The sequence below is a fragment of the Halpernia humi genome (genome assembly GCF_900108025.1).
GTDB lineage: Bacteria > Bacteroidota > Bacteroidia > Flavobacteriales > Weeksellaceae > Halpernia > Halpernia humi.
The window spans coordinates 273,140-294,944 of sequence record NZ_FNUS01000001.1 but is presented as its reverse complement, the minus strand read 5'-3'; the positions used below and the strand labels follow the sequence as shown (position 1 = coordinate 294,944).

Annotated in this window: 17 protein-coding genes; 5 read left to right on the top strand and 12 right to left on the bottom strand. The window is 32.6% G+C overall.

Going from position 1 to position 21,805, the window contains the following annotated elements:
- Nucleotides 1–64 precede the first annotated feature (64 nt).
- The 5 genes from C4S29_RS01400 to pdhA all read right to left on the bottom strand — a co-directional run bounded on the left by C4S29_RS01400 (nt 65) and on the right by pdhA (nt 5,113).
- A complete protein-coding gene (locus C4S29_RS01400) occupies nt 65–652 on the bottom strand; it encodes a murein L,D-transpeptidase catalytic domain-containing protein (protein ID WP_394338657.1) in 588 nt (195 codons plus the stop codon).
- Nucleotides 653–736: 84 nt separating this feature from the next.
- Nucleotides 737–1,405, bottom strand: coding sequence for an ABC transporter ATP-binding protein (locus tag C4S29_RS01395; protein ID WP_103912334.1), 669 nt, complete (start codon nt 1,403–1,405; stop codon nt 737–739).
- A gap of 109 nt (nt 1,406–1,514) precedes the next feature.
- Nucleotides 1,515–2,099, bottom strand: a complete 585-nt coding sequence (locus C4S29_RS01390) for a DUF2202 domain-containing protein (RefSeq protein WP_221405501.1) — start codon at nt 2,097–2,099, stop codon at nt 1,515–1,517.
- Nucleotides 2,100–2,408: 309 nt separating this feature from the next.
- Nucleotides 2,409–4,034 (bottom strand): 2-oxo acid dehydrogenase subunit E2, encoded by a 1,626-nt coding sequence (locus tag C4S29_RS01385; protein ID WP_103912333.1) that lies wholly within the window; start codon nt 4,032–4,034, stop codon nt 2,409–2,411.
- A gap of 77 nt (nt 4,035–4,111) precedes the next feature.
- Nucleotides 4,112–5,113: a pyruvate dehydrogenase (acetyl-transferring) E1 component subunit alpha gene (gene pdhA, locus C4S29_RS01380; RefSeq protein ID WP_103912332.1), complete on the bottom strand. Its 1,002-nt coding sequence runs from the start codon at nt 5,111–5,113 to the stop codon at nt 4,112–4,114.
- 511 nt (nt 5,114–5,624) lie between these two features.
- On the opposite strand from pdhA, the gene C4S29_RS14880 reads away from it, so the two are divergent.
- Nucleotides 5,625–5,819 carry a hypothetical protein gene (locus C4S29_RS14880; RefSeq protein WP_233740460.1) on the top strand — a complete coding sequence of 65 codons (195 nt, stop codon included), beginning with the start codon at nt 5,625–5,627 and terminating at the stop codon, nt 5,817–5,819.
- Between the two features lie 8 nt (nt 5,820–5,827).
- On the top strand, nt 5,828–6,289 hold the full coding sequence (locus C4S29_RS01370) for a BlaI/MecI/CopY family transcriptional regulator (RefSeq protein WP_103912330.1): 462 nt from the start codon (nt 5,828–5,830) through the stop codon (nt 6,287–6,289).
- A 275-nt stretch (nt 6,290–6,564) separates the two neighbouring features.
- Here C4S29_RS01370 and tpx read toward each other — a convergent pair whose 3' ends face one another.
- Complete coding sequence (gene tpx, locus C4S29_RS01365; RefSeq protein ID WP_103912329.1) at nt 6,565–7,062, bottom strand: thiol peroxidase; 498 nt, start codon at nt 7,060–7,062, stop codon at nt 6,565–6,567.
- A 300-nt stretch (nt 7,063–7,362) separates the two neighbouring features.
- Between tpx and C4S29_RS01360 the strand changes: the two genes are divergently transcribed.
- Nucleotides 7,363–9,573 (top strand): NADP-dependent isocitrate dehydrogenase, encoded by a 2,211-nt coding sequence (locus tag C4S29_RS01360; RefSeq protein ID WP_103912328.1) that lies wholly within the window; start codon nt 7,363–7,365, stop codon nt 9,571–9,573.
- A gap of 242 nt (nt 9,574–9,815) precedes the next feature.
- Here the strand turns inward: C4S29_RS01360 and C4S29_RS01355 are convergent, their stop codons facing one another.
- Entirely contained in the window at nt 9,816–10,211 is a 396-nt protein-coding gene (locus C4S29_RS01355; protein WP_103912327.1) for a hypothetical protein, read from the bottom strand.
- Nucleotides 10,212–10,355: 144 nt separating this feature from the next.
- Here C4S29_RS01355 and C4S29_RS01350 point away from each other — a divergent pair, with 144 nt between their 5' ends.
- On the top strand, nt 10,356–12,752 hold the full coding sequence (locus tag C4S29_RS01350) for a hypothetical protein (protein WP_103912326.1): 2,397 nt from the start codon (nt 10,356–10,358) through the stop codon (nt 12,750–12,752).
- A 13-nt stretch (nt 12,753–12,765) separates the two neighbouring features.
- Here C4S29_RS01350 and C4S29_RS01345 read toward each other — a convergent pair whose 3' ends face one another.
- The 4 genes from C4S29_RS01345 to katG form a co-directional block, all read right to left on the bottom strand.
- Complete coding sequence (locus C4S29_RS01345) at nt 12,766–13,956, bottom strand: MFS transporter (RefSeq protein ID WP_103912325.1); 1,191 nt, start codon at nt 13,954–13,956, stop codon at nt 12,766–12,768.
- 120 nt (nt 13,957–14,076) lie between these two features.
- Nucleotides 14,077–14,670 (bottom strand): LTA synthase family protein, encoded by a 594-nt coding sequence (locus C4S29_RS01340; protein WP_103912324.1) that lies wholly within the window; start codon nt 14,668–14,670, stop codon nt 14,077–14,079.
- Nucleotide 14,671: 1 nt separating this feature from the next.
- Entirely contained in the window at nt 14,672–15,172 is a 501-nt protein-coding gene (locus tag C4S29_RS01335; RefSeq protein ID WP_233740459.1) for an RNA polymerase sigma factor, read from the bottom strand.
- 130 nt (nt 15,173–15,302) lie between these two features.
- A complete protein-coding gene (gene katG / locus C4S29_RS01330) occupies nt 15,303–17,552 on the bottom strand; it encodes a catalase/peroxidase HPI (protein WP_103912322.1) in 2,250 nt (749 codons plus the stop codon).
- A gap of 189 nt (nt 17,553–17,741) precedes the next feature.
- On the opposite strand from katG, the gene C4S29_RS01325 reads away from it, so the two are divergent.
- Nucleotides 17,742–19,277 (top strand): S41 family peptidase, encoded by a 1,536-nt coding sequence (locus C4S29_RS01325; RefSeq protein WP_103912321.1) that lies wholly within the window; start codon nt 17,742–17,744, stop codon nt 19,275–19,277.
- A 117-nt stretch (nt 19,278–19,394) separates the two neighbouring features.
- On the opposite strand, the gene C4S29_RS01320 is transcribed toward C4S29_RS01325, so the two are convergent.
- Nucleotides 19,395–21,782, bottom strand: coding sequence for a TonB-dependent receptor (locus C4S29_RS01320; protein ID WP_103912320.1), 2,388 nt, complete (start codon nt 21,780–21,782; stop codon nt 19,395–19,397).
- Nucleotides 21,783–21,805: the final 23 nt, after the last annotated feature.

Genomic DNA, 21,805 nt, shown 5'->3' with positions numbered 1-21,805 from the left:
TTAAATGATAACTGATAATTTATTAATGATTATATAAAAGTAAAAAAGATAGTCACTTTTTACTTTAATAATATGCATCGATAATAATCGGCTTTTTAGATTGGTCTAAATATTTTGAAATCGTCTTAAAAAAATTAGGCGACAACATTGGACAACCTAAACTTCTAACAATCGGCGTTTCCAATTCAGCATCTGGAACAGAAGAATATGAGTGCAAAACTATACTGCGTTTCATGGCATTAGAATTACTTTTTTCTAAACCCTTCAATCTATAAGCTTTTCCAAAAGTGCCATTGTAACTATTTTGAATAGCATATTTTCCCAAAGAAGATTGGTAAGAATTTTCAATATTGCTAAACTGCAATTCACTTTTTCCCGCAACTTCTGAACCACTTCCATGGGCGACCAATCCAGCTTCTAAAATTTTATCGCCTTTTAAATCATATAAAAAAAATCTATTTTTACCCGAATTAATTTTAAAATTTATAAAAATCACCAAATCTTTATTGTACTTTTTATTTTTTAAAAAATTTTTCATTTCTGAAATTTTCTCTTTTGGAATTTTATTAATTTCCTGAATTGCAACTTCTTTCTTTTCCCTAAAAGAAAAATTATTTTGTGATTTCTGATCACAAAAATTTAATAAAATCAAAAAAGAAATTAGGAAAATTTTCATATTTATATTATCATATTTAAGATTTTAATCTATTATCTATCCGTCTTTTGTCTATTAAATTTAATTCACAATCAAACCATCTTTCATAATCAACTTTCTGTCTGTAATTTCGGCTAGTTTTTGGTTGTGGGTAACAATCACGAAAGTTTGGTTGTATTTGTCTCGCAAATCAAAAAATAACTGGTGCAAATCATCTGCATTTTTTGAATCTAAATTTCCAGAAGGTTCATCGGCAAAAATTATTTTTGGGGAATTTATCAAGGCTCTTGCAACGGCAACTCTTTGGGCTTCACCACCAGAAAGTTCGTTTGGTTTGTGGTGCAAACGGTCTGTTAATCGTAAATCATCAAATAATGCAAATGCTTTATCTAAAGATTCTTTTTCGTTTTTACCCGAAATTCTGGTCGGTAGCAAAACATTTTCTAAAGCCGTGAATTCTGGCAATAATTGGTGAAACTGAAAGACAAATCCAATTTTTTCATTTCTGAATTTTGATAATTGCCTATCGTTCATATTAATAAAAGATTCTCCTGCGATGGTAATTTCTGTGCCATATTTTTTAGCATTTGAAGGTGAATCTAAGGTACCTAAAATCTGCAAAAGCGTCGATTTTCCTGCGCCAGATTCGCCTACAATGGAAATAACTTCACCTTCTTTTATGTGAACTTCTACGCCTTTTAAGACTTCTAAATTGCCATAAGATTTGTGGATATTTTTTGCTTTTATCATAAGGTCAAAAATAGGGATTTGATTTTAAATTAAGTGATAATTTAAAGTAAAAATCCTCCCAAAAATAAATTTGGGAGGATTTTAAATGTTTTTAAATAACTTTTGTTTCTTATTTACCGCATTGCTCATTTGGAGAATTGATAATAGAATCATACTCCGATTGGCTTATGTAAATAGGCGTGTATAAACCCAATTGCCCTACAAAACTCCTCATGTGATTTTTTGATCCGCAAGTTAAATTACTGTAAACACTTTGCAGATCACTATTTGAAGTATGACTTATTAATCTATTTATATCGTTTATATCTAAATCTTCAATATTAGCACCTACTTCTAATGCTTTATTAAGCGAAGAATCAGATATAGCAATTAATTGATTATAAAGTGTTTGTAATTCACTATTAGAAAATACACCAATAGCATTATCAGCAACAGGATCGCTAAGGTTATACTTGTTTATCAAATTTAAAACACTGTTCGTATGTGATTGCTCGCTGTCAGCAATATTAGAAAATATGCTTTGGTTATATTTATTGTAAGAAAAAATATAAACATCTCTAGCCAATTTTTCTTCTTCTCTTAAAAAAAGTAGATCTGATTTTTCTTGGTCGCTTAAAAGTACGACCTCATCATCGGTTTTACAAGACGTAAGGAATGATACTCCGACGATCATAAGTATTACAAAGTTTTTCATATTAAATTAATTAAGGTTAAACAAATATTTGTTCTGCAAACCTATTACTACTAATATGAATATTTGGTAACTAATGTTACAAAGTTGGTTTTTTATATTTTTTTATCAATTTTAAATTAAAACCTTACACATTTTCTAATGAAAACAGATTTTTTTAACTAAAATTGTAATTTAAAAAAATGGATTTTATGAAATATTTTTGTGTTTAATTCAATTTTCTGAAAATACATCTTCAGCTTTAAATTAAAAATAAAAGTCCTCTCAAATATAAATTTGAGAGGACTTTTATTATTTTAAATATAAATTATCTTACAACAACAAACTCAAAGGGCTTTCTAAATAAGTTCTTAAAGTTTGTAGAAATTGTGCGCCAGTTGCACCATCTACTACTCTATGGTCGCAGGCAAGCGATAATTTCATGGTATTTCCTACCACAATTTGTCCGTTTTTCACAATTGGTTTTTCTACAATTGCACCAACGGATAAAATCGCTGAATTTGGTTGGTTTATAATCGAAGTAAATGTTTCAATACCAAACATTCCAAGATTTGAAACTGAAAAAGTAGAACCCTCCATTTCATTGGCTTTCAAACCTTTAGATTTTGCTCTTCCCGCCATATCTTTTACTGCCGCAGAAATCTGCGTGTAATTCATAAAATCTGTATTTTTCAACACAGGAACCACCAAACCGTCGGGAATTGCCACTGCAACACCAACATTGATATCGCCGTGATGGATAATTTTATCTGCTTTCCAAGTAGAATTTACTTGTGGATGTTTCCTAAGTGCCATTGCCGTTGCTTTAATAACCATATCATTAAAGGAAACTTTTGTATCTGGCAAAGCATTAATCTCTTTTCGCGCTTCAATGGCTTTATCCATATTTATTTCCACCATTAAATAATAATGCGGCGCCGTAAATTTACTTTCAGACAAGCGTTTTGCAATAATATTTCGCACTTGAGAATTTGGCGTTTCTGTGGTTTCTCCCGCTACAAAATTTGTTGGCATTGCAACTACAGATTGCTTCGTTTCGCTGGCAACTTGCTTCGTTTCGCTCGCCATTACAGCCGTTGGTTTGTAATTTTCAATGTCTGCTTTTACGATTCTTCCGTTGTCGCCGCTTCCTTTTATAGAATGAATATCAATCCCTTTGTCTTCCGCCATTTTTTTGGCTAAAGGAGAGATTGCAATTCGATCTGTAGAATTTTGATGCGATGTTTGTTCAGCAGCAACAACTTTTGATTCTACAGATTTATTTTCAGAAGTTTCTTTTGGTTTTTCAGCATTCATTTTTGGCGCAGAACCGCCCGAAATTATTCCAGAAACATCAGTTCCTTCTGGTCCAATAATCGCTAAAACCGTATCAACTGGTGCGCCTTCATTTTCTTCAACGCTTCTATATAAAAGCGTTCCGTCAAATTCAGATTCAAAATCTTGCACCGCTTTATCGGTTTCAATTTCTGCGATAATGTCGCCTTCTTTTACTTTATCACCAACATTTTTGTGCCATTTTGCAACTTTTCCTTCAGTCATGGTATCAGAAAGTCGAGGCATATTAATTACTTCCACGCCTGCTGGTACTTCAGTAGTTTGCACCGATTTTTCTTCTGAAACTTCACTAGAAGTTTCTGTATTTTCTTTTTCGTTAGATTTTTCAGAAGTTGCACCGCCAATTAAAGCGGAAATATCTTCGCCTTCTTTACCAATAATTGCTAAAACAGAATCTACTGGTGCTGCAGAATTTTCTTCAACGCCAATGTATAAAAGCGTTCCATCATATTCAGATTCAAAATCCTGAACGGCTTTATCGGTTTCTATTTCGGCTAAAATATCGCCTTCTTTTACAGAATCTCCTACATTTTTATGCCATTTCGCCACTTTCCCTTCAGACATTGTATCTGACAGTCGAGGCATTGTAATTACTTCAGCCATAATATTTTTTAATGAATGATAAGTGATTATTGATGATTGATTTAGAAAAAACCATTAACCACAATTTCAAATTTATTTTAATTTTCTAATTGATCTACAAAAGGATAATTTTCTTGCGAATAAACGTACTCGTAAACTTTATCTGGAGTTGGATAAGGAGAATTTTCCATAAATTCTACACATTCATCTACAAAATCTCGAGATTTATTTTCAATTCCGTCTAATTCTTCTTGGCTCGCCCAATTATTCTCCAAAATTCTTTGTTTAACCAATTCTATTGGATCATCATTTTTATGCATTGCCACTTCTTCTTTGGTTCGATATGGCTCAGCATCAGACATTGAATGTCCACGGTAGCGGTAAGTTCTGGCTTCAATAAAAGTAGGACCGTCGCCTCTTCTTGCTCTTTCAATGGCTTCGTACGCGGCTTCTGCTACTTTTTCCGGATCCATTGCATCCACAGGAAGACAAGGCATTTCGTAGCCCAAACCTAATTTGTAAATATCTTCATGATTCGCTGTTCTATTTACAGAAGTTCCCATTGCATATTGGTTATTTTCAACCACAAAAACAACTGGTAATTTCCAGTTCATTGCCATATTAAAAGTTTCGTGCAAAGAACCTTGTCGGGACGCGCCATCACCAAAAAAGCAGATATTTACACCGCCAGTTTCAAAATATTTATCTGCAAAAGCAATCCCCGCTCCCAAAGGAATTTGGCCGCCTACAATACCGTGGCCGCCATAAAAGCGGTGTTCTCTGCTAAAAATATGCATAGAACCGCCCATTCCACCAGAAGTTCCGGTTGCTTTTCCGCACAATTCCGCCATTATTCTTTTTGGATCCACGCCCATTGCCATTGGATGGATGTGGCATCTGTAAGCCGTAATCATACTATCTTTAGACAAATCCATTGCGTGTGTAAAACCCGCCGGAATCGCTTCCTGACCGTTATATAAATGTAAAAATCCACGGATTTTTTGTTTCAAATAAAGAGAGCGGCATTTGTCTTCAAACCTTCTCCACATCGTCATTTCTTCGTACCATTTAAGGTAAACTTCTTTCGAAAATTCTTTCATATAAACTTGGAATATTCAGCAAAAATAATAAAAAACTTTCTCTTTTTAGCAGCAAAGCCAACTAATTAATTTTTTTCTATTCAGATTTTTATCATATTTTTGAAAAAATCATTTTGAAAATTTTATGACAGTTAATAATCGCATATTAAAATGGTCTAAATTTCTCTCCCAAATTTTCAATCCATTATTCTCACTCCTTGTATTTTTTGTCTACAAAGAAAATAAATATGAGAATTTTTCGCAAAGTGCTATAAAATTTTTACGGCTTTTTATCTTTCTTATTTTACCGGTTTGCATTTGGATTTTTAGCCGTGTAAAAAGCGGAAAATATACAGACAGTGATGTTTCTGACCGGAAGCAAAGAAAATCCCTTTATTTGTTTATTAGTGCTGCATTGTCCTTCTATATATTGTTTAATTATATTATAAATAAATCTTGGGATTTGGTGCTACTTTATCTTTTAATATTAATTTTATTGATGCAAATTAGTAATTTATTGATTAAAAGTTCGATGCACACAGCCTTAAATATATTCGTGGCAGCCTTGTTTTTTTCTGAAAATTTCGTTTGGGGAATTGTTTGGTTTTTAATAAGTATTTTGGTCGGCATTACGAGAATTTTATTAAAAAGACATACCTTGCAAGAAGTTCTTAGTGGCGGGATAATCGCAGTAATTGTTTCCGCTTTTTATCTATATTTTAATTAATTTTTTTAATGAAAATCACCAATCTTACAATTGTTGAAGAAGAAATAATGCAATGTCTATGGAAATTAGATTCTGCATTGATGCGCGAAGTTATGGATGCCTTACCAGAACCAAAACCGCATCCAAACACGGTTTCAACTTATCTGAAAATTTTAGTAGAAAAAGAATTTTTAACGATCGAAAAAATTGGCCGGATTTTTAAATATTCAGTGGCCATTCCGTTTGTAAATTATCAAAATTATAAACTTGAGCATTTCTTAAATGATTATTTTGATAATAAACCAACAGCACTAGTTAGCAAATTATTCGACTTAAATCTACTGTCAGCCGAAGATTTGCATCAATATTTTGAAATTAAAACGACAGTTGTTCCAAAAATTAAAAAGAAGATAAAGAAGAAATCCGCGATGCGAAATTTTGTGGATGAACTCACCGAAAAAAAGAAAAAAAACAAGAAACGTAAAAAGTAGAAACTATTTTTTGCAAAATATAGAATTGTCTAGCGCTTGAAAATACAAATCTATATAAAGAAAATTTTTTCTATTTAAAGATTTTTAGAGTTTAAGATTAATGTTGATTATTAAAGTAATATATTTCTATAACTCAAATTTCAACCTAAAAAAATATAAAAATTTATTTGAATCTGACTTTTAAATAAGAAGAAGGAACGACATTAAATAAAAAAAAGAATCACAAAAATTTTAAAATTTGCAATTCTCCTTTATTTATTTTAGAAAAATACCGCTTACTTCAACGCAGTCAAAGCGGCTTCATAATTTGGTTCTTGCGCAATTTCTGGCACTTGCTCAGTGTAAAGGACATTATTATTTTCGTCTGCTATAATTACTGCACGGCTCAAAAGACCTTTCATGGGAGAATCTACCAATTCTACACCGTAATCTTCGCCAAAATTTCCTCTAAAATCTGAAAGACTTTCTACATGATCTAAACCTTCTGCCGCGCAAAATCTGCTCAGTGCAAAAGGCAAATCTTTAGAAATATTAATAACAACCGTGTTTTCCAAATCGCCCGCTTTCACGTTGAATGCTCTTGCAGAAGCCGCGCAAACGCCAGTATCGATACTTGGAAAAATGTTTAAAATCTTGCGTTTCCCTGCAAAATCTGAAAGCGTTTTTTCATTCAAATCTGCACCTGTAAGTTTGAAATCTTTCATTTCTGAACCCACTTCTGGAAGTTCGCCGATTGAATGAATTGGGTTTCCACCCAATGTAATATTTGCCATAACTATTTATTTTTTTTAATTAATTCAAAATTAGTGAAAAATAGACGTAAAGCAGGTTTAGCAAAGGTTAAATAATTCTTAAAATTTATTTAAAAATTAAATTTTATCCTATTTTTTGATTTAATTTTCTAGTCCTTAATTTTCAAAATTACTCCATTTTTTACCAATCAAAGCCGAAATATTAAACTCGTCCAAAAAACCAAATAAAATTCAGTTTTACTAAAGTTTTGATATTGAATTAAAAATTGCGCTAAATTCATTAATTTTGTGGACTTTCAAAATAAAAATTAAAAAATTATAATGTCTAAAATTTATTACACTCTTACTGATGAAGCGCCAATGTTGGCAACCCACTCTTTTCTGCCAATTGTAAAAGCATTTACAAAAACTGCCAATATAGAAATAATACCTTCGGATATCTCTTTAGCAGGAAGAATTTTAGCCAATTTTCCAGAATTTTTAAAAGACGATCAAAAGATAGAAGATGCCTTGAAAAAGTTAGGCGATTTAGCAAAAACGCCAGACGCAAATATCATTAAATTACCAAATATTTCTGCTTCTACACCGCAATTAGACGAAGCCATTGCGGAACTTCAAAAAGATGGATATAATATTCCCAACTACCCTTCTGAACCCAAAAACGAGGAAGAACAAAAAATTAAAGCAAAATATTCTAAAGTTTTAGGTTCTGCAGTAAATCCTGTTTTAAGAGAAGGAAATTCTGACAGACGCGCGCCAAAAGCCGTGAAAAATTATGCTAAAAATAATCCCCACAGAATGGGAGAATGGAAATCTGATTCTAAAACCGAAGTGGCTTACATGACTTCTGGCGATTTCTTCGGGACTGAAACTTCTACAACTATTGAAAATGACGGAAAATATAAAATTGTTTTTTACGGAAATGATGGTTCATCAAAAATATTAAAAGATTTTGCACCTTTAAAAGCAGGCGAAATCATTGATTCTTCCGTAATGCATCTTAATTCTTTAAAATCTTTTGTGGCAAAAACCATTCAGGAAGCGAAAGAAAAAGGCGTGATGATTTCTGCGCATTTGAAAGCAACAATGATGAAAGTGTCTGATCCAATTATTTTTGGAGCGATTGTAGAAACTTATTTTAAAGATGTTTTTACGAAATATGCAGATTTATTTAAAACTTTAGACATCAATCCTAATAACGGTTTGCAAGATTTATTTGATAAAATTGCTGGAAATCCTGAAGAGCAAGAAATTAAAAATGCCATCGCACAAACTTTAGAAAACAGTGCGAAAGTGGCGATGGTAAATTCTGACAAAGGCATTACCAATTTTCACGTTCCGTCGGATGTAATCGTTGATGCTTCAATGGCGGCTTTGGTTCGTGGTGGCGGAAAAATGTGGAATAAAGAAGGAAAAGAAGAAGATACAATTACGATTATTCCAGATAGAAGTTACGCAGGTTTTTATGAAGCGGTTGTAAAAGATATGCAGAGAAATGGCGCACTTGACCCAAGAACAATGGGTTCAGTTCCAAATGTGGGTTTAATGGCGCAAAAAGCCGAAGAATATGGTTCACATGATAAAACGTTCCAAGTTTCTGGTGATGGAATTGTAAAAGTTGAAAACGAAAATGGCGACACTTTATTGGAACAAAAAGTAGAGAAAAATGATATTTTCAGAATGTGTCAAACCAAAGATGCACCGATTCAAGATTGGGTGAAATTGGCTGTGAACCGCTCGAGATTATCTGATACGCCTGCCATTTTTTGGTTGGATCATGAAAGAGCGCACGACAGAGAAATCACTAAAAAAGTCGAAAAATATCTGAAAAATTACGACACATCTGGTTTAGATATTCGTATTTTGGATATCAAAGAAGCGATGAAAGTAACGCTTGAAAGAATCAGAGAAGGAAAAGATACCATTTCTGTTTCTGGAAATGTTTTAAGAGATTATTTAACTGATTTATTCCCGATTTTAGAACTGGGAACTTCCGCAAAAATGCTTTCCATTGTTCCATTAATGAATGGCGGCGGACTTTTTGAAACCGGAGCAGGCGGTTCTGCGCCAAAACACATTGAGCAATTTATAGAAGAAGGCTATTTGAGATGGGATTCTTTAGGTGAATTTTTAGCGTTGCAAGCGAGTTTAGAATTTATTTCTCAAACCAAACACAACCAAAAAGCGCAGGTTTTAGCCGATGCTTTAGATGCTGCAAATGATTTGTTTTTGGCCAATGATAAATCACCGGCAAGAAAACTTGGAAGTATCGATAACCGCGGTTCTCACTTCTATTTAGCGATGTATTGGGCGCAAAAATTAGCGGAACAAACCCAAGATTCTGAACTTTCTTCTTGCTTCAAAAAAGTGGCGGAAGAATTAAAAAATAATGAAGAAAAAATAAATTCTGAGTTAATTGGCGCACAAGGAAAACCACAAGATATTGGCGGTTATTATTTACCAGATTTCAAGAAAACGGATAAAGCGATGAGACCAAGTGAAACTTTAAATAAAATTATTTCTGGGATTTAGAAATTAGAAAAATAATTTAAATAAAACCATTTCAAAAAATGAAATGGTTTTATTTTATCCAAAATTTTTGATTATTTCTAAAATTTCTTTAAATATAGATTTTGTGCTTGAATTTTCAATGTCATCAAGATTTTTTGGAAAATTTAAATAATACACCGCACTTGAAATAACATTTTCATTATCATATTGATTTTGATAATATTTAACTAAATCAGGATTATTATTTTCATCAAAAAAAACAGTTATCTTCTTAATTTCAGAGTTTTTATAATGTTTTTTTTCTCATCTTCATAGAAATGTTCTGTAATATTATATTCAGTTTTTAAGGTTTTTTTACTATTTTTATCTATAAATTTATATGTTGAAAAGCCACCACTACCAAAGATTTTCTTTTCGATATTTTTTAAATTAATCACACCTTCAGTTAAACTAACTTCAAAATATAAATTTTTACTTTTGTAAAGTGCATTTATAGGATCATTATAATCAAGACTATCTATTGATTTATATTTCTTAATTTTATCATTTAAAACGGTTTCGCCATTTCTCCAAGGTTCAATTTTTTGGGAATAGACATTTGAGAAAAATGCACATAAAATAACAACGGAGATAATATGATATTTAATTTTAAAAACCATTTACTTTTAATATTTTAACTCAATTAAACACTAAAACTTTTCTCTAAAATTAATAAAATTTGAATTGATTTTAATCAATATAAATCAAGTAATAATTTATTTTTGTTAGGATTTAAAATTAATTAAATTATTAGAATTTTATCTATGAGAAAAAAAAATTTTTTATTTGCGTTTTTTGCTTTCCTAAATGTTCTCAACGCGCAAAGTAAAATTGACGACGCAATAAAAAATCTAGAAAACAATTATTCACAAGAGAAAGTCTATTTGCTTTTAGATAAAAATCAATATTTAAACGGCGACAATATTTTATTTAAATCTTTCGTTTTTGAAGGCTACCAACTTTCTACGATTTCTACGACACTTTTTGTGGAATTGTATGACCAAAACAAAAAATTATTAGACAAAAAAACAATTCTAATAAAAAATGGAGAAGGCACGGGAAGTTTTACATTAGATGAAAAATTGCCAGAAGATGTCTATTTTATTCGCGCTTACACGCCTTGGATGGCCAATTTCACCGAAGCGTTTCAAACGTTTCAGCCAATTTTAGTTTATAATCCAGATTCTGCAAAAAAATTAGAATTAAAAGAAAATAATTGGAGTGCAAAAGTTTACCCAGAAAGTGGCACTTTTATAGAAAATGTGTCGACAAAATTTGCTGTAAGAATTAATAACACAAGCGTTGGAAATGCCAATTGGAGCGGTTATGTAATCGACAAAGACCACCCAAATGAAAAAATAACGACTTACAAAGGTTTAGATGAAAATGTGGCGATTTTCAGCATCACGCCAGAAAATGGAAAACATTATCAAACTATAATTGAAGATGCAAAAGGAAAAAAGCAAACTGTAGATTTACCAGAAGTGGCTACAAGTGGCGTTAGTTTTCATGTAAATTCTAGTAAAAATGGAATTGACTATGAAATTGGAGGCATCAATCTGCCAGAAAATTTAAAAAACTATAAAATAATTGGCACAATTAATAACCGATTAGCTTACAAAGCGGAATCTAAAGAGCCTTTAAAAGAATTTAAAAAAACCATTCCAACTAATATTTACGGGTCATATAATGCTGTTTTACAACTCACAGTTTTTAATGAAAATAATATTGTGGTCGCACAAAGACTTTGTTTTATTTTACCTAATGATTTAAATATTAAAAAACCGACGATTGTTGGTTTACCCTTTAGCAATTCTCCACGTTCTAGTAATGAATTTGAAATTTCTGATGCTAAAGATTTTAACGAATTTACTGTTTTGGTGAAAGAAGCGGAAGCGGAAACTTCAGATGAAAATAATGTTTTAAGCACACTTTGGCTCACAGGAGATTTTACAGATAAAATAGAATATCCGGCTCAATATTTTTCAATTAAAAATAATGCTAATGCTTTAGACGCTTTGCTAATTTCAGAGAAATGGCAACGATTTGATTGGAAAACGCTACTATCGGGAACAAAACCATTTATAAAATACAAGCCAGAAGAACATCTTTCTTTTCGGGGAAGATTAGCCAAAAATAGCGCGCCTTTGCAAAATACATCCGTTAACCTTTTAGTGCAGATAGGAGATAAGAATACGACAATTTCTCCCGCGCAGACAGATTCAGAAGGCTTCATTTACCTTGATAATATCACTTACGATGAACCTCTTAAAATATCTTATTTTTTGAACAAAAATGAAAAAAATAAACTTTCCGTTCCCGATAATTTGACTTTACATTTTCAGCCAACTGTGAATTTTGTGCCTTTAAATGGAGATTTACCAAGTTCTAAATATATTTTAGTGGATAGAGAATCAACCGATGTTTTACCACCAAAGATTGCAAATGCCGTGGCCAATAAAAAAAATAATTTGCAAATAAAAAATGATGAAACGCTTATACAAGAAGTTAAAATAAAAGGCAATAAAATGTCGGCAACGGACAAACTTAATGATGATTTATCAAGAGGTATGTTTAATAGTATGAATTCTACTGTTTTTGATTTTATAAATGAAAACCAAAATGTTGCAGGACAGTCTATCATGCAATTTCTGCAAGGTAGAGTTGCGGGGCTCACTTTTCAGACCAATCAAAATGGAGATTTAGTACCTTATATCAGAAATGCACCAGCGAAAATCTATTTAGATGAATCTCCGATTGATATAAATTTTATCAGCAGTATCTCAGTAAGCGACATTGCAATGGTAAAAATTTTTAAAGGAAGTGTAACTTTAGGAAACGCAATTGCCATTTATTTTCGAAAAGGCGGAATGAAATCTGTGAACGACACGAAAGAACCTAAAAAAAATAATACTGTAACATTAAAAACTTACGACAAACCTGTAGAATTTGTTGAACCTAATTTTAATAGCGATTCTTATAAAAAAATCAATTCAGACACGCGAAACGTTTTATACTGGAACCCATCATTATTGCAAAATCCAAAACTACATACTACTGTGAAATTTTTTAATAATGATTCTGCTAAAAGTTTTAAAGTAACCATTATAAGTTTTAATGAACTTGGCGCACCTTTGTTTTTTGATGAAGTTTTAAAGTAAAATTTGAATGATTTTAAGCATGTGCTTTTCGCCATTTTGTAAGCGTCAGAACCAGCAAGCCAAAAATTCCCAAAATAAAATAACCTTCTGCCACTTCTATTTGAATTGCAGGTTTTAAGACTGCAACGATGCTATAACTTACGGCTGAAGTTAAAATAAAAGCCACACCGCCCGTTAACCCGCCCGCAATTCCCGCAGAATCGGGAAATCTTCCGATGCAATACGCGAAATAATTGTTGAAAATAAATCCTGCCGTGATGTGAATTAAAAATGCAAAAGCGACTAAACTATAAATGGTATTTGTGTAAAATGAAGCAAAAAACATAGCCACAATTAAAGCCAACTGAATATAATTAGCGATTCTAATTTTTGGTAAAAATGCTTTTTTAATTAAAAATCTACCCAAAAAGCCACCACACATCCAAGCCAAACCAAGAACTAAAGAGACATAACCGGCTACTACTTCAGAATAACCCATTTTGTGCTCAATGATAAATGCGCCGCAAAGATTAAAGAAAATAACCATCGCATAACTCAAGCCACACATTAAGATTCCGTAAAAAAAATCTTTTGCCCGAAACATCATGTTGTATTCTTTAACAAGAAAATCAATTTTAAAAGGTCTTTTTACTTTTAAAGTTTCACCAGAAAATAAAAACTCAAATAATAAAAGAAGAAAACTGTAACCAGCCAAAACATAAAAATTAGATTGCCAACCAAAATGTTTTTGCAGATAACCACCGATAAATGGCGCAATAATAGGCCCAACAGACCAAACGATGGTCATAATACTCAAATAATGTTTTCTTTTTTCACCTTTATAGACATCTACAAAAAATGCCCGTTTAGAAACCACCACAATTCCTGCCAAAGCACCTTGGACAACGCGCATGGCATAAATTACCACAATATCTTTTGTAGTCGCAGTAATTAAAAAACTAAAAACAAATAATGCTAAAGAAATTAAAGAAACGCGGTATCTCCCAAAAGCATCTACTACGCTTCCAGCGAAAAACTGTGTCAATCCATAACTGATTAAAAATATAGACAAAGTAAGTTGAATACTACTTTCTGGCAAACCCAATTCTGTAGCCATACTCGGCATAGAAGGCAAATAAATATCAGTGGACAAACCCGACATTGGGATGACTGCAAACGCCAAAATGGTCGCAATAAATTTATTTTTTTCTTTTAAGACACTCATTTTTAGACCAAGTTTATTTGAATAAAACAAGATGCAAAAATCCAATTATTTTACGAATAAACTGGTTCAATATTTCCGAAATAAAACATTGATAAAAACAATCTTAAAAATGTTTGTTTTTTACTTCAAATCATCAATTAAGTTTAAAATTTGGCTAAAATATTTGCCATAAAATTTCTGAAACCACCATTTTCCCACAACATACAAAGCACCCAACATTAATAAACAGAAAATCGATAAGTACAAGATAAATGAAAATCCAGTGAGATTTTTCCAACCGGGAATAAACTCAAAAATTAAAATAACCTCTGCAACTGTAAATGGAACAAAAGCAATATAATATCCCAAATAATACTGCTCATTGAGTTTAAACTGGAATTTTAAATCTTTTAAGTTTTCTAATAAATTGAAATCGACAGAGGTTAGATTTTTATACAAAAGAAAAAATTTATAATAATAAAACGCTGTAATCAGCATCATAGAAGCAACTAAAGTGATGACGTAAATTTTAAATTTAAAAAAATGAAAATCTACAAATGTTAAGAATAAAATGATAAACACAAACAAAACTATGGTTGACCAAAATTCCTTACGCATATTTTTGCGCAATTTCTCTAAAGGCAAATGCAATTCTTTTTGATTTTCTAAAGAAATTTCCGGCGTCGTATCTGGATTTTCTTGGCTCCAAATATCTTTTATATTATCTAAATCCATTTTAATTTTGGTTTAAAAGTTCTTTTAATTTTGTTTTGGCGCGGTTTAGTTTTACGCGCACATTTACTTCTGTAATTCCCATTTCTTCTGCAATTTCTTTCCCGCTAAAGTTTTCTAAATAATAGAAAATCAAGGCTTTGTCGATGTTATTTAGTTGGTTAATTGCTTGATACATTTGTTTTAAATTTTCTTCCGTTTCAAAATCATAATGCTCTGCGACAACAGAAATATTTTCATTAAAATCTGCGGAAATTGATTTTCTCTTTTTTTCTGATTTTAAAAATACAATCGCTGTATTTAATGCAATTCTATAAAGCCAGGTTGAAAAAAGACTTTCGCCACGAAATTTAGGAAAGGATTTCCACGCCTGATACGTCATTTCTTGAAACAAATCTTGCTGGTTTTCTGCATCATCCATATACATTTTAGAAATTTTAAATAAAATTCCTTTGTGCTTTTCTATTTGTGCTAAAAATTCTTGCTCAGAAGATGTGTTTTTCACAGCCATAATTCGTTAGTAGAAAATTAGAAACATTGTTACAAATTTTATTTTGGATGATTATTTTAAAACTTATTTTAAACAAAAAAACGGACTAAAAAGCCCGTTTTAAATATACTGTTTTTAATGAAAATTATTTCACATCATAGCGATCAGCATTCATCACCTTCGTCCAGGCTTTCACAAAATCTTTCACAAATTTCTCTTTATTGTCGTCTTGCGCATAAACTTCCGCGTAAGAACGAAGGATAGAATTTGAGCCGAAAACCAAATCTACTCGGGTTGCCGTCCATTTTGTTTCGCCTGTTTTTCTATCTACAATGTTGTAAAGATTGTCTGATACCGGATTCCATTTGTAATTCATATCCGTTAAATTCACGAAAAAATCATTGGTTAAAACGCCAACTTTATCGGTGAAAACGCCCTCTTTTGCGCCGCCATAATTGGTTCCTAAAACGCGCATTCCACCAATTAAAACCGTCATTTCTGGTGCCGTAAGTCCCATTAATTGGGTTCTATCTAATAATAATTCTTCCGCAGAAACGGCATAATCTTTTTTCAACCAATTTCTATAACCGTCGTGAACTGGTTCTAGATCTGCAAAAGATTCTACATCGGTCATTTCTTGCGTTGCATCACCTCTTCCGGCTAAAAATGGCACTTTTACAGAAAATCCTGCATCGTGCGCGGCTTTTTCTACGGCTGCAGTACCGCCAAGAACGATTAAATCTGCAATACTTACGTATTTAGAAAAATTATTTTTAATGTATTCTAAGGTTTTTAAAACCTTTTCTAATCTTTCTGGTTCGTTTCCTTCCCAATTTTTTTGTGGTTCTAGTCTTATTCTCGCTCCATTTGCACCTCCTCTGTAATCTGAACCTCTGTAAGTTCTTGCGCTGTCCCAAGCAGTATTTATTAATTCTGTTCTAGATAAGCCAGAATTTAAAATTTGATTTTTTAAATCTTCAATTTCATCATCAGATAAAACCGTTTCATTTTTTGGAATTGGATCTTGCCAAATTAAATCTTCTTGTGGCACATCTGCGCCCAAATATCTGCTTTTCGGTCCTAAATCTCTGTGCGTTAATTTAAACCAAGCCCGTGCAAAAGTATCCGACAAATAATCGAAATCGTTGTAGAATTTTTCAGCAATTTTTCGGTATTCTGGATCCATTTTCATTGCCATATCGGCATCTGTCATCATTGGATTTCTGCGCACATTTGGATTAAAAGCATCTATTGGTTTTTTCTCTTCGGGTAAATTAATCGGTTCCCACTGGCTTGCTCCTGCCGGACTTTTGGTTTTCTCCCATTCATAATTTAATAGTAAATCTAAATATTCATTATCCCATCTTGTAGGATTTGTCGTCCAAGCGCCTTCTAAACCAGAACTTACCGTATTTTCTGCGTTGCCTTTTCCCTGTGGATTCATCCAACCAAAACCTTGGTCTTCTATATTTGCACCTTCTGGACTTTCTCCTAAAACTTCCGCGCTTCCATTTCCGTGGGTTTTTCCGACAGTGTGACCGCCAATGGTGAGTGCCGCAGTTTCTTCGTCATTCATCGCCATTCTTTTAAAAGTTTCACGAACATCATGCGCAGTTTTAATTGGGTCTTGTACGCCATCTACACCTTCTGGATTTACATAAATTAAGCCCATCATAACCGCTGCCAAAGGATTTTCTAAATCTCTTTCCCCTGAATATCGGCTTCCTTCACTTCCTGACGGCGCGAGCCATTCTTTTTCAGAACCCCAGTAAATATCTTTTTCTGGATGCCAAATATCTTCTCTTCCACCTGCAAAACCAAAAGTTTTTAAACCCATAGATTCGTACGCTATATTTCCTGCCAGAATAATAAGATCTGCCCAAGACAATTTGTTTCCATATTTCTTTTTTATAGGCCAAAGTAAACGTCTTGCTTTATCTAAATTCACATTATCTGGCCAAGAATTAAGTGGCGCGAAGCGCTGATTTCCCGTATTGCTACCTCCTCTTCCATCTGCAATTCTGTAAGTTCCAGCAGAATGCCATGCCATTCTAATCATAAACCCGCCGTAATGTCCCCAATCTGCAGGCCACCAATCTTGGCTATCTGTCATCAAATTTTTTAAATCATTTTTTACCGCTTCTAAATCTAATTTTAAAAATTCTTCAGCGTAATTAAATTCTTCATTCAGAGGATTTGTTTTGGTGTCGTGTTGGCTCAAAATATCCAAATTTAGTGCTTTCGGCCACCAATTCATCGCAGAATCTTTGGCTTCCGTATTGGCGCCGTGCATGACTGGGCATTTCCCTTGAGTGGAAGCATGACTAGAACTTCCGCCTTGTTGGCTCTCATCAAACTGAGAATGTGGGCATTTGTTTTCTCCTGGTGTATTCATAATTAATATTTATTTTAAACAAATCTATATTTTTTTAATCCCTAAAAGTTATAAAATTAATTTAATAAATAAATTACTTTTATAGTTTTTAGCGATAATTCTAGCGAAAATCATCAACAAAATCAATAACATTACTTAAAGAATTGCTTAAAGTTAGCATAATTTATTTAATTTTGACTTCTATTAATTATGAAAAAAACGACACTATTTCTTTTACTTTTTTTAATATCTTCTTGTGCAAGCATTAAAAAATACAACGAAAATTTAGAGAAAACAATTGCGCCCGAAAAACTAAAAAAAGACATCGATTTTGCATATTTGAAACTCCAAAAACTTCATCCAAATTTGTATTGGTATATTTCTAAAGATTCTTTAGATTTTAAATTTGATTCTTTAAAATCAACAATTACAAAACCTCTGAAGCCGCTTGCGTTTTATGAAAAATTAGAACCGATTATTGCAAAAATTAAAGAAGGACATCTTCGTGTAATTCCGCCGGCAGAAAAATTTACTAAAAAAGAAATAAAAGAATTAGAGCGCCAAAAAGGACTTTTAGGCCGAATGAATTATGTTATAGACGGTGATCGAATTTTTGTAAAAGACAACGCCGACCAGTTTGAAAATATAAAAGTAGGCACAGAAATTTTAAAAATAAAAGATACCGCAGTTAAAAATTATTTAGAAAAATACAAGACATTTATCAATAGTGACGGCTATAACAAGACTTTCCAAAAATATTCTTTAGCCAGAAATTGGCCACTTTTTTTTACCATAGAAAACGGCATTTTGGATAGTGTGAAAATTGAAACTAAATATAATAATGAGCTTAAAGATTTTTACATTCACCGAGAAAAAATCACTAAAAAAGAAGAAAAAGCAAGCAAAGCCAAAAACAAAAAATTAACAAAAAGCGAAACTGGAAAGGTTAAAGATTACAATATTATCACAAAAAGTTATAATCGGGATTTGCAATTTCCTACCAAAGACAGCGCAATTGCTTACATGAAAATCAAAACATTTTCGGGCACTTTTTCTAGAAAATTTTACAAAGAAAGTTTTAAAGAAATTAAAAACGCAAAGTCTAAATATTTAATTTTAGACATTCGAGATAATCTTGGCGGTTCTCTGTATGAAATTAATAATTTGTATTCTTATTTGGTTTCAGAGAAATTTCAGTTTGTAAATGATATTGAAGTCACTTCTAGAAATGCGATGTTTCACGCCGATTATTTTAAACCTATTCCTAATCTAGCAAAACCAATCGCCGCGCTTGTTTATCCATTGTATTTTGTGGGAACTGCGCTTTCTACAAAGAAAAAAGACGGGAAATTTTATTTAAGAAACAACGGTATTTTTTCTATTAAAAAACCTAAAAAAGACGCTTTTAAAGGAAAAATTTATGTTTTAATAAATGGAAGTAGTTTTTCTGCGGCCTCCATTTTACCTTCAAAATTAAAAGGGGACAAAAGAGCAATCATTGTTGGCGAAGAAACAGGCGGTGCAAATGATGGCACAGTTGCGGGAAGATATTCAACCGAAACTTTACCCAATTCTAAATTAAAATTGCCCATTGGTTTAATGCTAATTCAGCCCCATATTAAATTCACAAATACCAAAAAAGGCGTGGTTCCAGATCATGAAATTTCACTCACAACACAGCAAGTTTTAGCGAAAAAAGATTTGGCTTTAGATTGGGTGATGGATGAAATTCGAGGTGAAAAATAGAAAGTTCTAAAAGTGGCAGCATTGCGCCCCGACTTGAACGGAGCTCTTTTTGTGGAGCAAAGCGGAACAAAAAAGCGGGAGTGGAAGGCGGAAATTGGCGCCCAAATCATTAAAATTTTAAAATTCAAAGATTAACCCAAAATAAGGAAGCGGCGTCAATCGGTCTTGTTGACCGGTTTGAAGTTCATAAATCTGCTGATCTTGTGGCGCATTAGGATTTAGAATTATCCCATTTCCATTGCTATCTCGCGCTAAATTTACCACTGGCAAATCGCTCGGATTTTGTGAACCATAAATATTCACAACATCCAAATAAGCCGTTATTTGCCATTTTTTGAAAATCCATTTCTTTTCTGCTCGAACATCTAATTGATGAACCAAATTTCCACGTAAAGAATTAATTTCGTAAAAGTTTTGCACCGGCGCATTAGAAATATTCCACACCGAAACCAATTGGCTTTCTTGCAAATTATACGGCGTTTCTGGCAATCCAGATTGCAGACGAAAACGCGCACTTAAATTCCAATTTCTACCAAAATATTTTCCGCCTGTGATGCTCAAAATATGCCGCGCATCCCAACTAGAAGGTAGTAAATCGCCATTGGCGTTACTAAATTTTGAGTAGCCAAAAGTGTAGGCTGCGATACCGTAATAGTTATTTAATGTGCGTTTTTGAGCCAATAATTCAAACCCATAAGTTTCACCTTTTCCTCTGGAATCTAAAGGTTCTGGCCCTACAACGCCAAAATCTCCACCCACATTTGCGAGACTAATCTGATTTCGCAAAGAAAACGGATAATTTTTATATTTTTTGTAATATGCTTCGGCTGTAAATCTTAAGTTATTTTCAGCATTATACTCTACTCCGCCCACCAAATGGGCATTTGAAATATATTTTAAAAACGGTTTATTGATAAATTCGCCGTTTTGCTTGTAACCCAAAGCCGTGTAAGTGGGCAATTGGTAATAAATACCGCTGTTAAAATTTAAGGCAAATTTTGGACTTAATTGATAATGTAAGGAAATTCTCGGCGAAATTTGTTTAAAAGGATTGTCCGTTAGCGAAGAATACGAACTTCCGTCTAATCTAACGCCCGCTGAAACGGTAAGATTTTCATTAAAAAACTTTTCAGAACCTTGCAGGTAAAAGCCAAATTGTGCTACGTTAAATTCACTTAAATAATCATCCGTTGCCGCCTGAATTTGCGTGACTGATTTTATAAAAGATTTGTTGTAATATTTGGCAAAATTCCCATTAATTCCCGCACTGATTTTCGCGTTTCCGATTCTAAAATTGCGATCGATTTTCACTCTATTTTCTATTTCTTGCGAGGTATAATCAATTAATTTATTTTCAGGAATTTCTATATTTCTGTAATATTTTGTCGCTTCATTATTCAGCATATTTCGGCTTAAAGTGAAGAGCCACGTTCCATTTTCAACCAAATGTCTGTAACCTGCGCCAACGGTATAATTCCATTGTGGCGCTTTTGGAATACGGTCTAAAATAGTGAGGTTTGATAAAGTTTCTTTTGGTTTATCATTAAATTTAAACTGATCAATTGCGCCTAAACCAATGAAATAAAGTTCGTCTCCACTCTTGTATTTTTTTGAAATTTTAAATTGAGAATCGTAATAAGAAGGTAAAAAAGGCAAACCAATCGCTTTAAATAAAATCTGTAGATTCGATTTTCTTACGCTAAATAATCCGCTCCAACTTTGGTCTTTTGATAGTGGTCCATCCGCCATAAGTTGCATATCATCTAAACCCAAAACGGCTTTGTAACCGATTTTATCTTTTCTGGCTTGCTTTAGATGAAATTCAAAAACTGAAGACAAAGCGTTACTTACATCAGACGGAAAAGCGCCACTATAAAAATCGACATCTTTAAGAAAATCGACCGTAATTATACCACGAGGTCCGCCAGAAGCGCCTTGCGTTTGAAAATGATTGATAACAGGAACTTCAATATCGTCTATGTAAAAGCGGTTTTCAGACGATGCACCACCGCGAATAAACAAATCATTCCGGAAACTCGCCGTGCTCCCAACACCGGGAAAACTGAGAATCGCTTTTGAAACATCACGATTAGATCCCGCATTTTTTTGTATTTCTTCGCTGGTAATATTTCTTAATGAAAGTGGACTTTCTGCCGTAGTTTTATAGACTTTTTTGCTGATTATGACCTCGTCAATATTTTTTGCCGCAATCGCATTTAAACCAATACTAAACGTTAAATTTTGGTTGGGAACCACATTTATTTCCGATAAAATTCCAGTTTCATAACCTTGCGCATTTATTTCCAAAGTGTAGTTTCCGGAAGGTAAATTCTGAATTGAAATTGTGCCATTGCCAGAATAAACACTATCAATTTTAGAAATTTTTGCTGTGGCGGCTAATTCCTTTTTAGAAAACTGATCAAAAACATTGATGTTTAGGCTTCCAACTTGTGAAAGTGCAAAATAAGAAACAAGAAAAAATAAAAAAGAAAACTTAACTTTCATTTGAAATACTTTTTGGGCAAAAA

What these genes read in the sequence shown, in the direction of transcription:
- pdhA (WP_103912332.1), bottom strand. Translation starts at nt 5,113, where the DNA reads ATGAAAGAATTTTCGAAAGAAGTTTACCTTAAATGGTACGAAGAAATG.
- C4S29_RS01355 (WP_103912327.1), bottom strand. Translation starts at nt 10,211, where the DNA reads ATGGTTTTTAAAATTAAATATCATATTATCTCCGTTGTTATTTTATGT.
- C4S29_RS01370 (WP_103912330.1), top strand. Translation starts at nt 5,828, where the DNA reads ATGAAAATCACCAATCTTACAATTGTTGAAGAAGAAATAATGCAATGT.
- katG (WP_103912322.1), bottom strand. Translation starts at nt 17,552, where the DNA reads ATGAATACACCAGGAGAAAACAAATGCCCACATTCTCAGTTTGATGAG.
- C4S29_RS01385 (WP_103912333.1), bottom strand. Translation starts at nt 4,034, where the DNA reads ATGGCTGAAGTAATTACAATGCCTCGACTGTCAGATACAATGTCTGAA.
- C4S29_RS01320 (WP_103912320.1), bottom strand. Translation starts at nt 21,782, where the DNA reads ATGAAAGTTAAGTTTTCTTTTTTATTTTTTCTTGTTTCTTATTTTGCA.
- C4S29_RS01345 (WP_103912325.1), bottom strand. Translation starts at nt 13,956, where the DNA reads ATGAGTGTCTTAAAAGAAAAAAATAAATTTATTGCGACCATTTTGGCG.
- C4S29_RS01350 (WP_103912326.1), top strand. Translation starts at nt 10,356, where the DNA reads ATGAGAAAAAAAAATTTTTTATTTGCGTTTTTTGCTTTCCTAAATGTT.
- C4S29_RS01325 (WP_103912321.1), top strand. Translation starts at nt 17,742, where the DNA reads ATGAAAAAAACGACACTATTTCTTTTACTTTTTTTAATATCTTCTTGT.
- C4S29_RS14880 (WP_233740460.1), top strand. Translation starts at nt 5,625, where the DNA reads ATGCACACAGCCTTAAATATATTCGTGGCAGCCTTGTTTTTTTCTGAA.
- C4S29_RS01340 (WP_103912324.1), bottom strand. Translation starts at nt 14,670, where the DNA reads ATGGATTTAGATAATATAAAAGATATTTGGAGCCAAGAAAATCCAGAT.
- tpx (WP_103912329.1), bottom strand. Translation starts at nt 7,062, where the DNA reads ATGGCAAATATTACATTGGGTGGAAACCCAATTCATTCAATCGGCGAA.
- C4S29_RS01360 (WP_103912328.1), top strand. Translation starts at nt 7,363, where the DNA reads ATGTCTAAAATTTATTACACTCTTACTGATGAAGCGCCAATGTTGGCA.
- C4S29_RS01395 (WP_103912334.1), bottom strand. Translation starts at nt 1,405, where the DNA reads ATGATAAAAGCAAAAAATATCCACAAATCTTATGGCAATTTAGAAGTC.
- C4S29_RS01390 (WP_221405501.1), bottom strand. Translation starts at nt 2,099, where the DNA reads ATGAAAAACTTTGTAATACTTATGATCGTCGGAGTATCATTCCTTACG.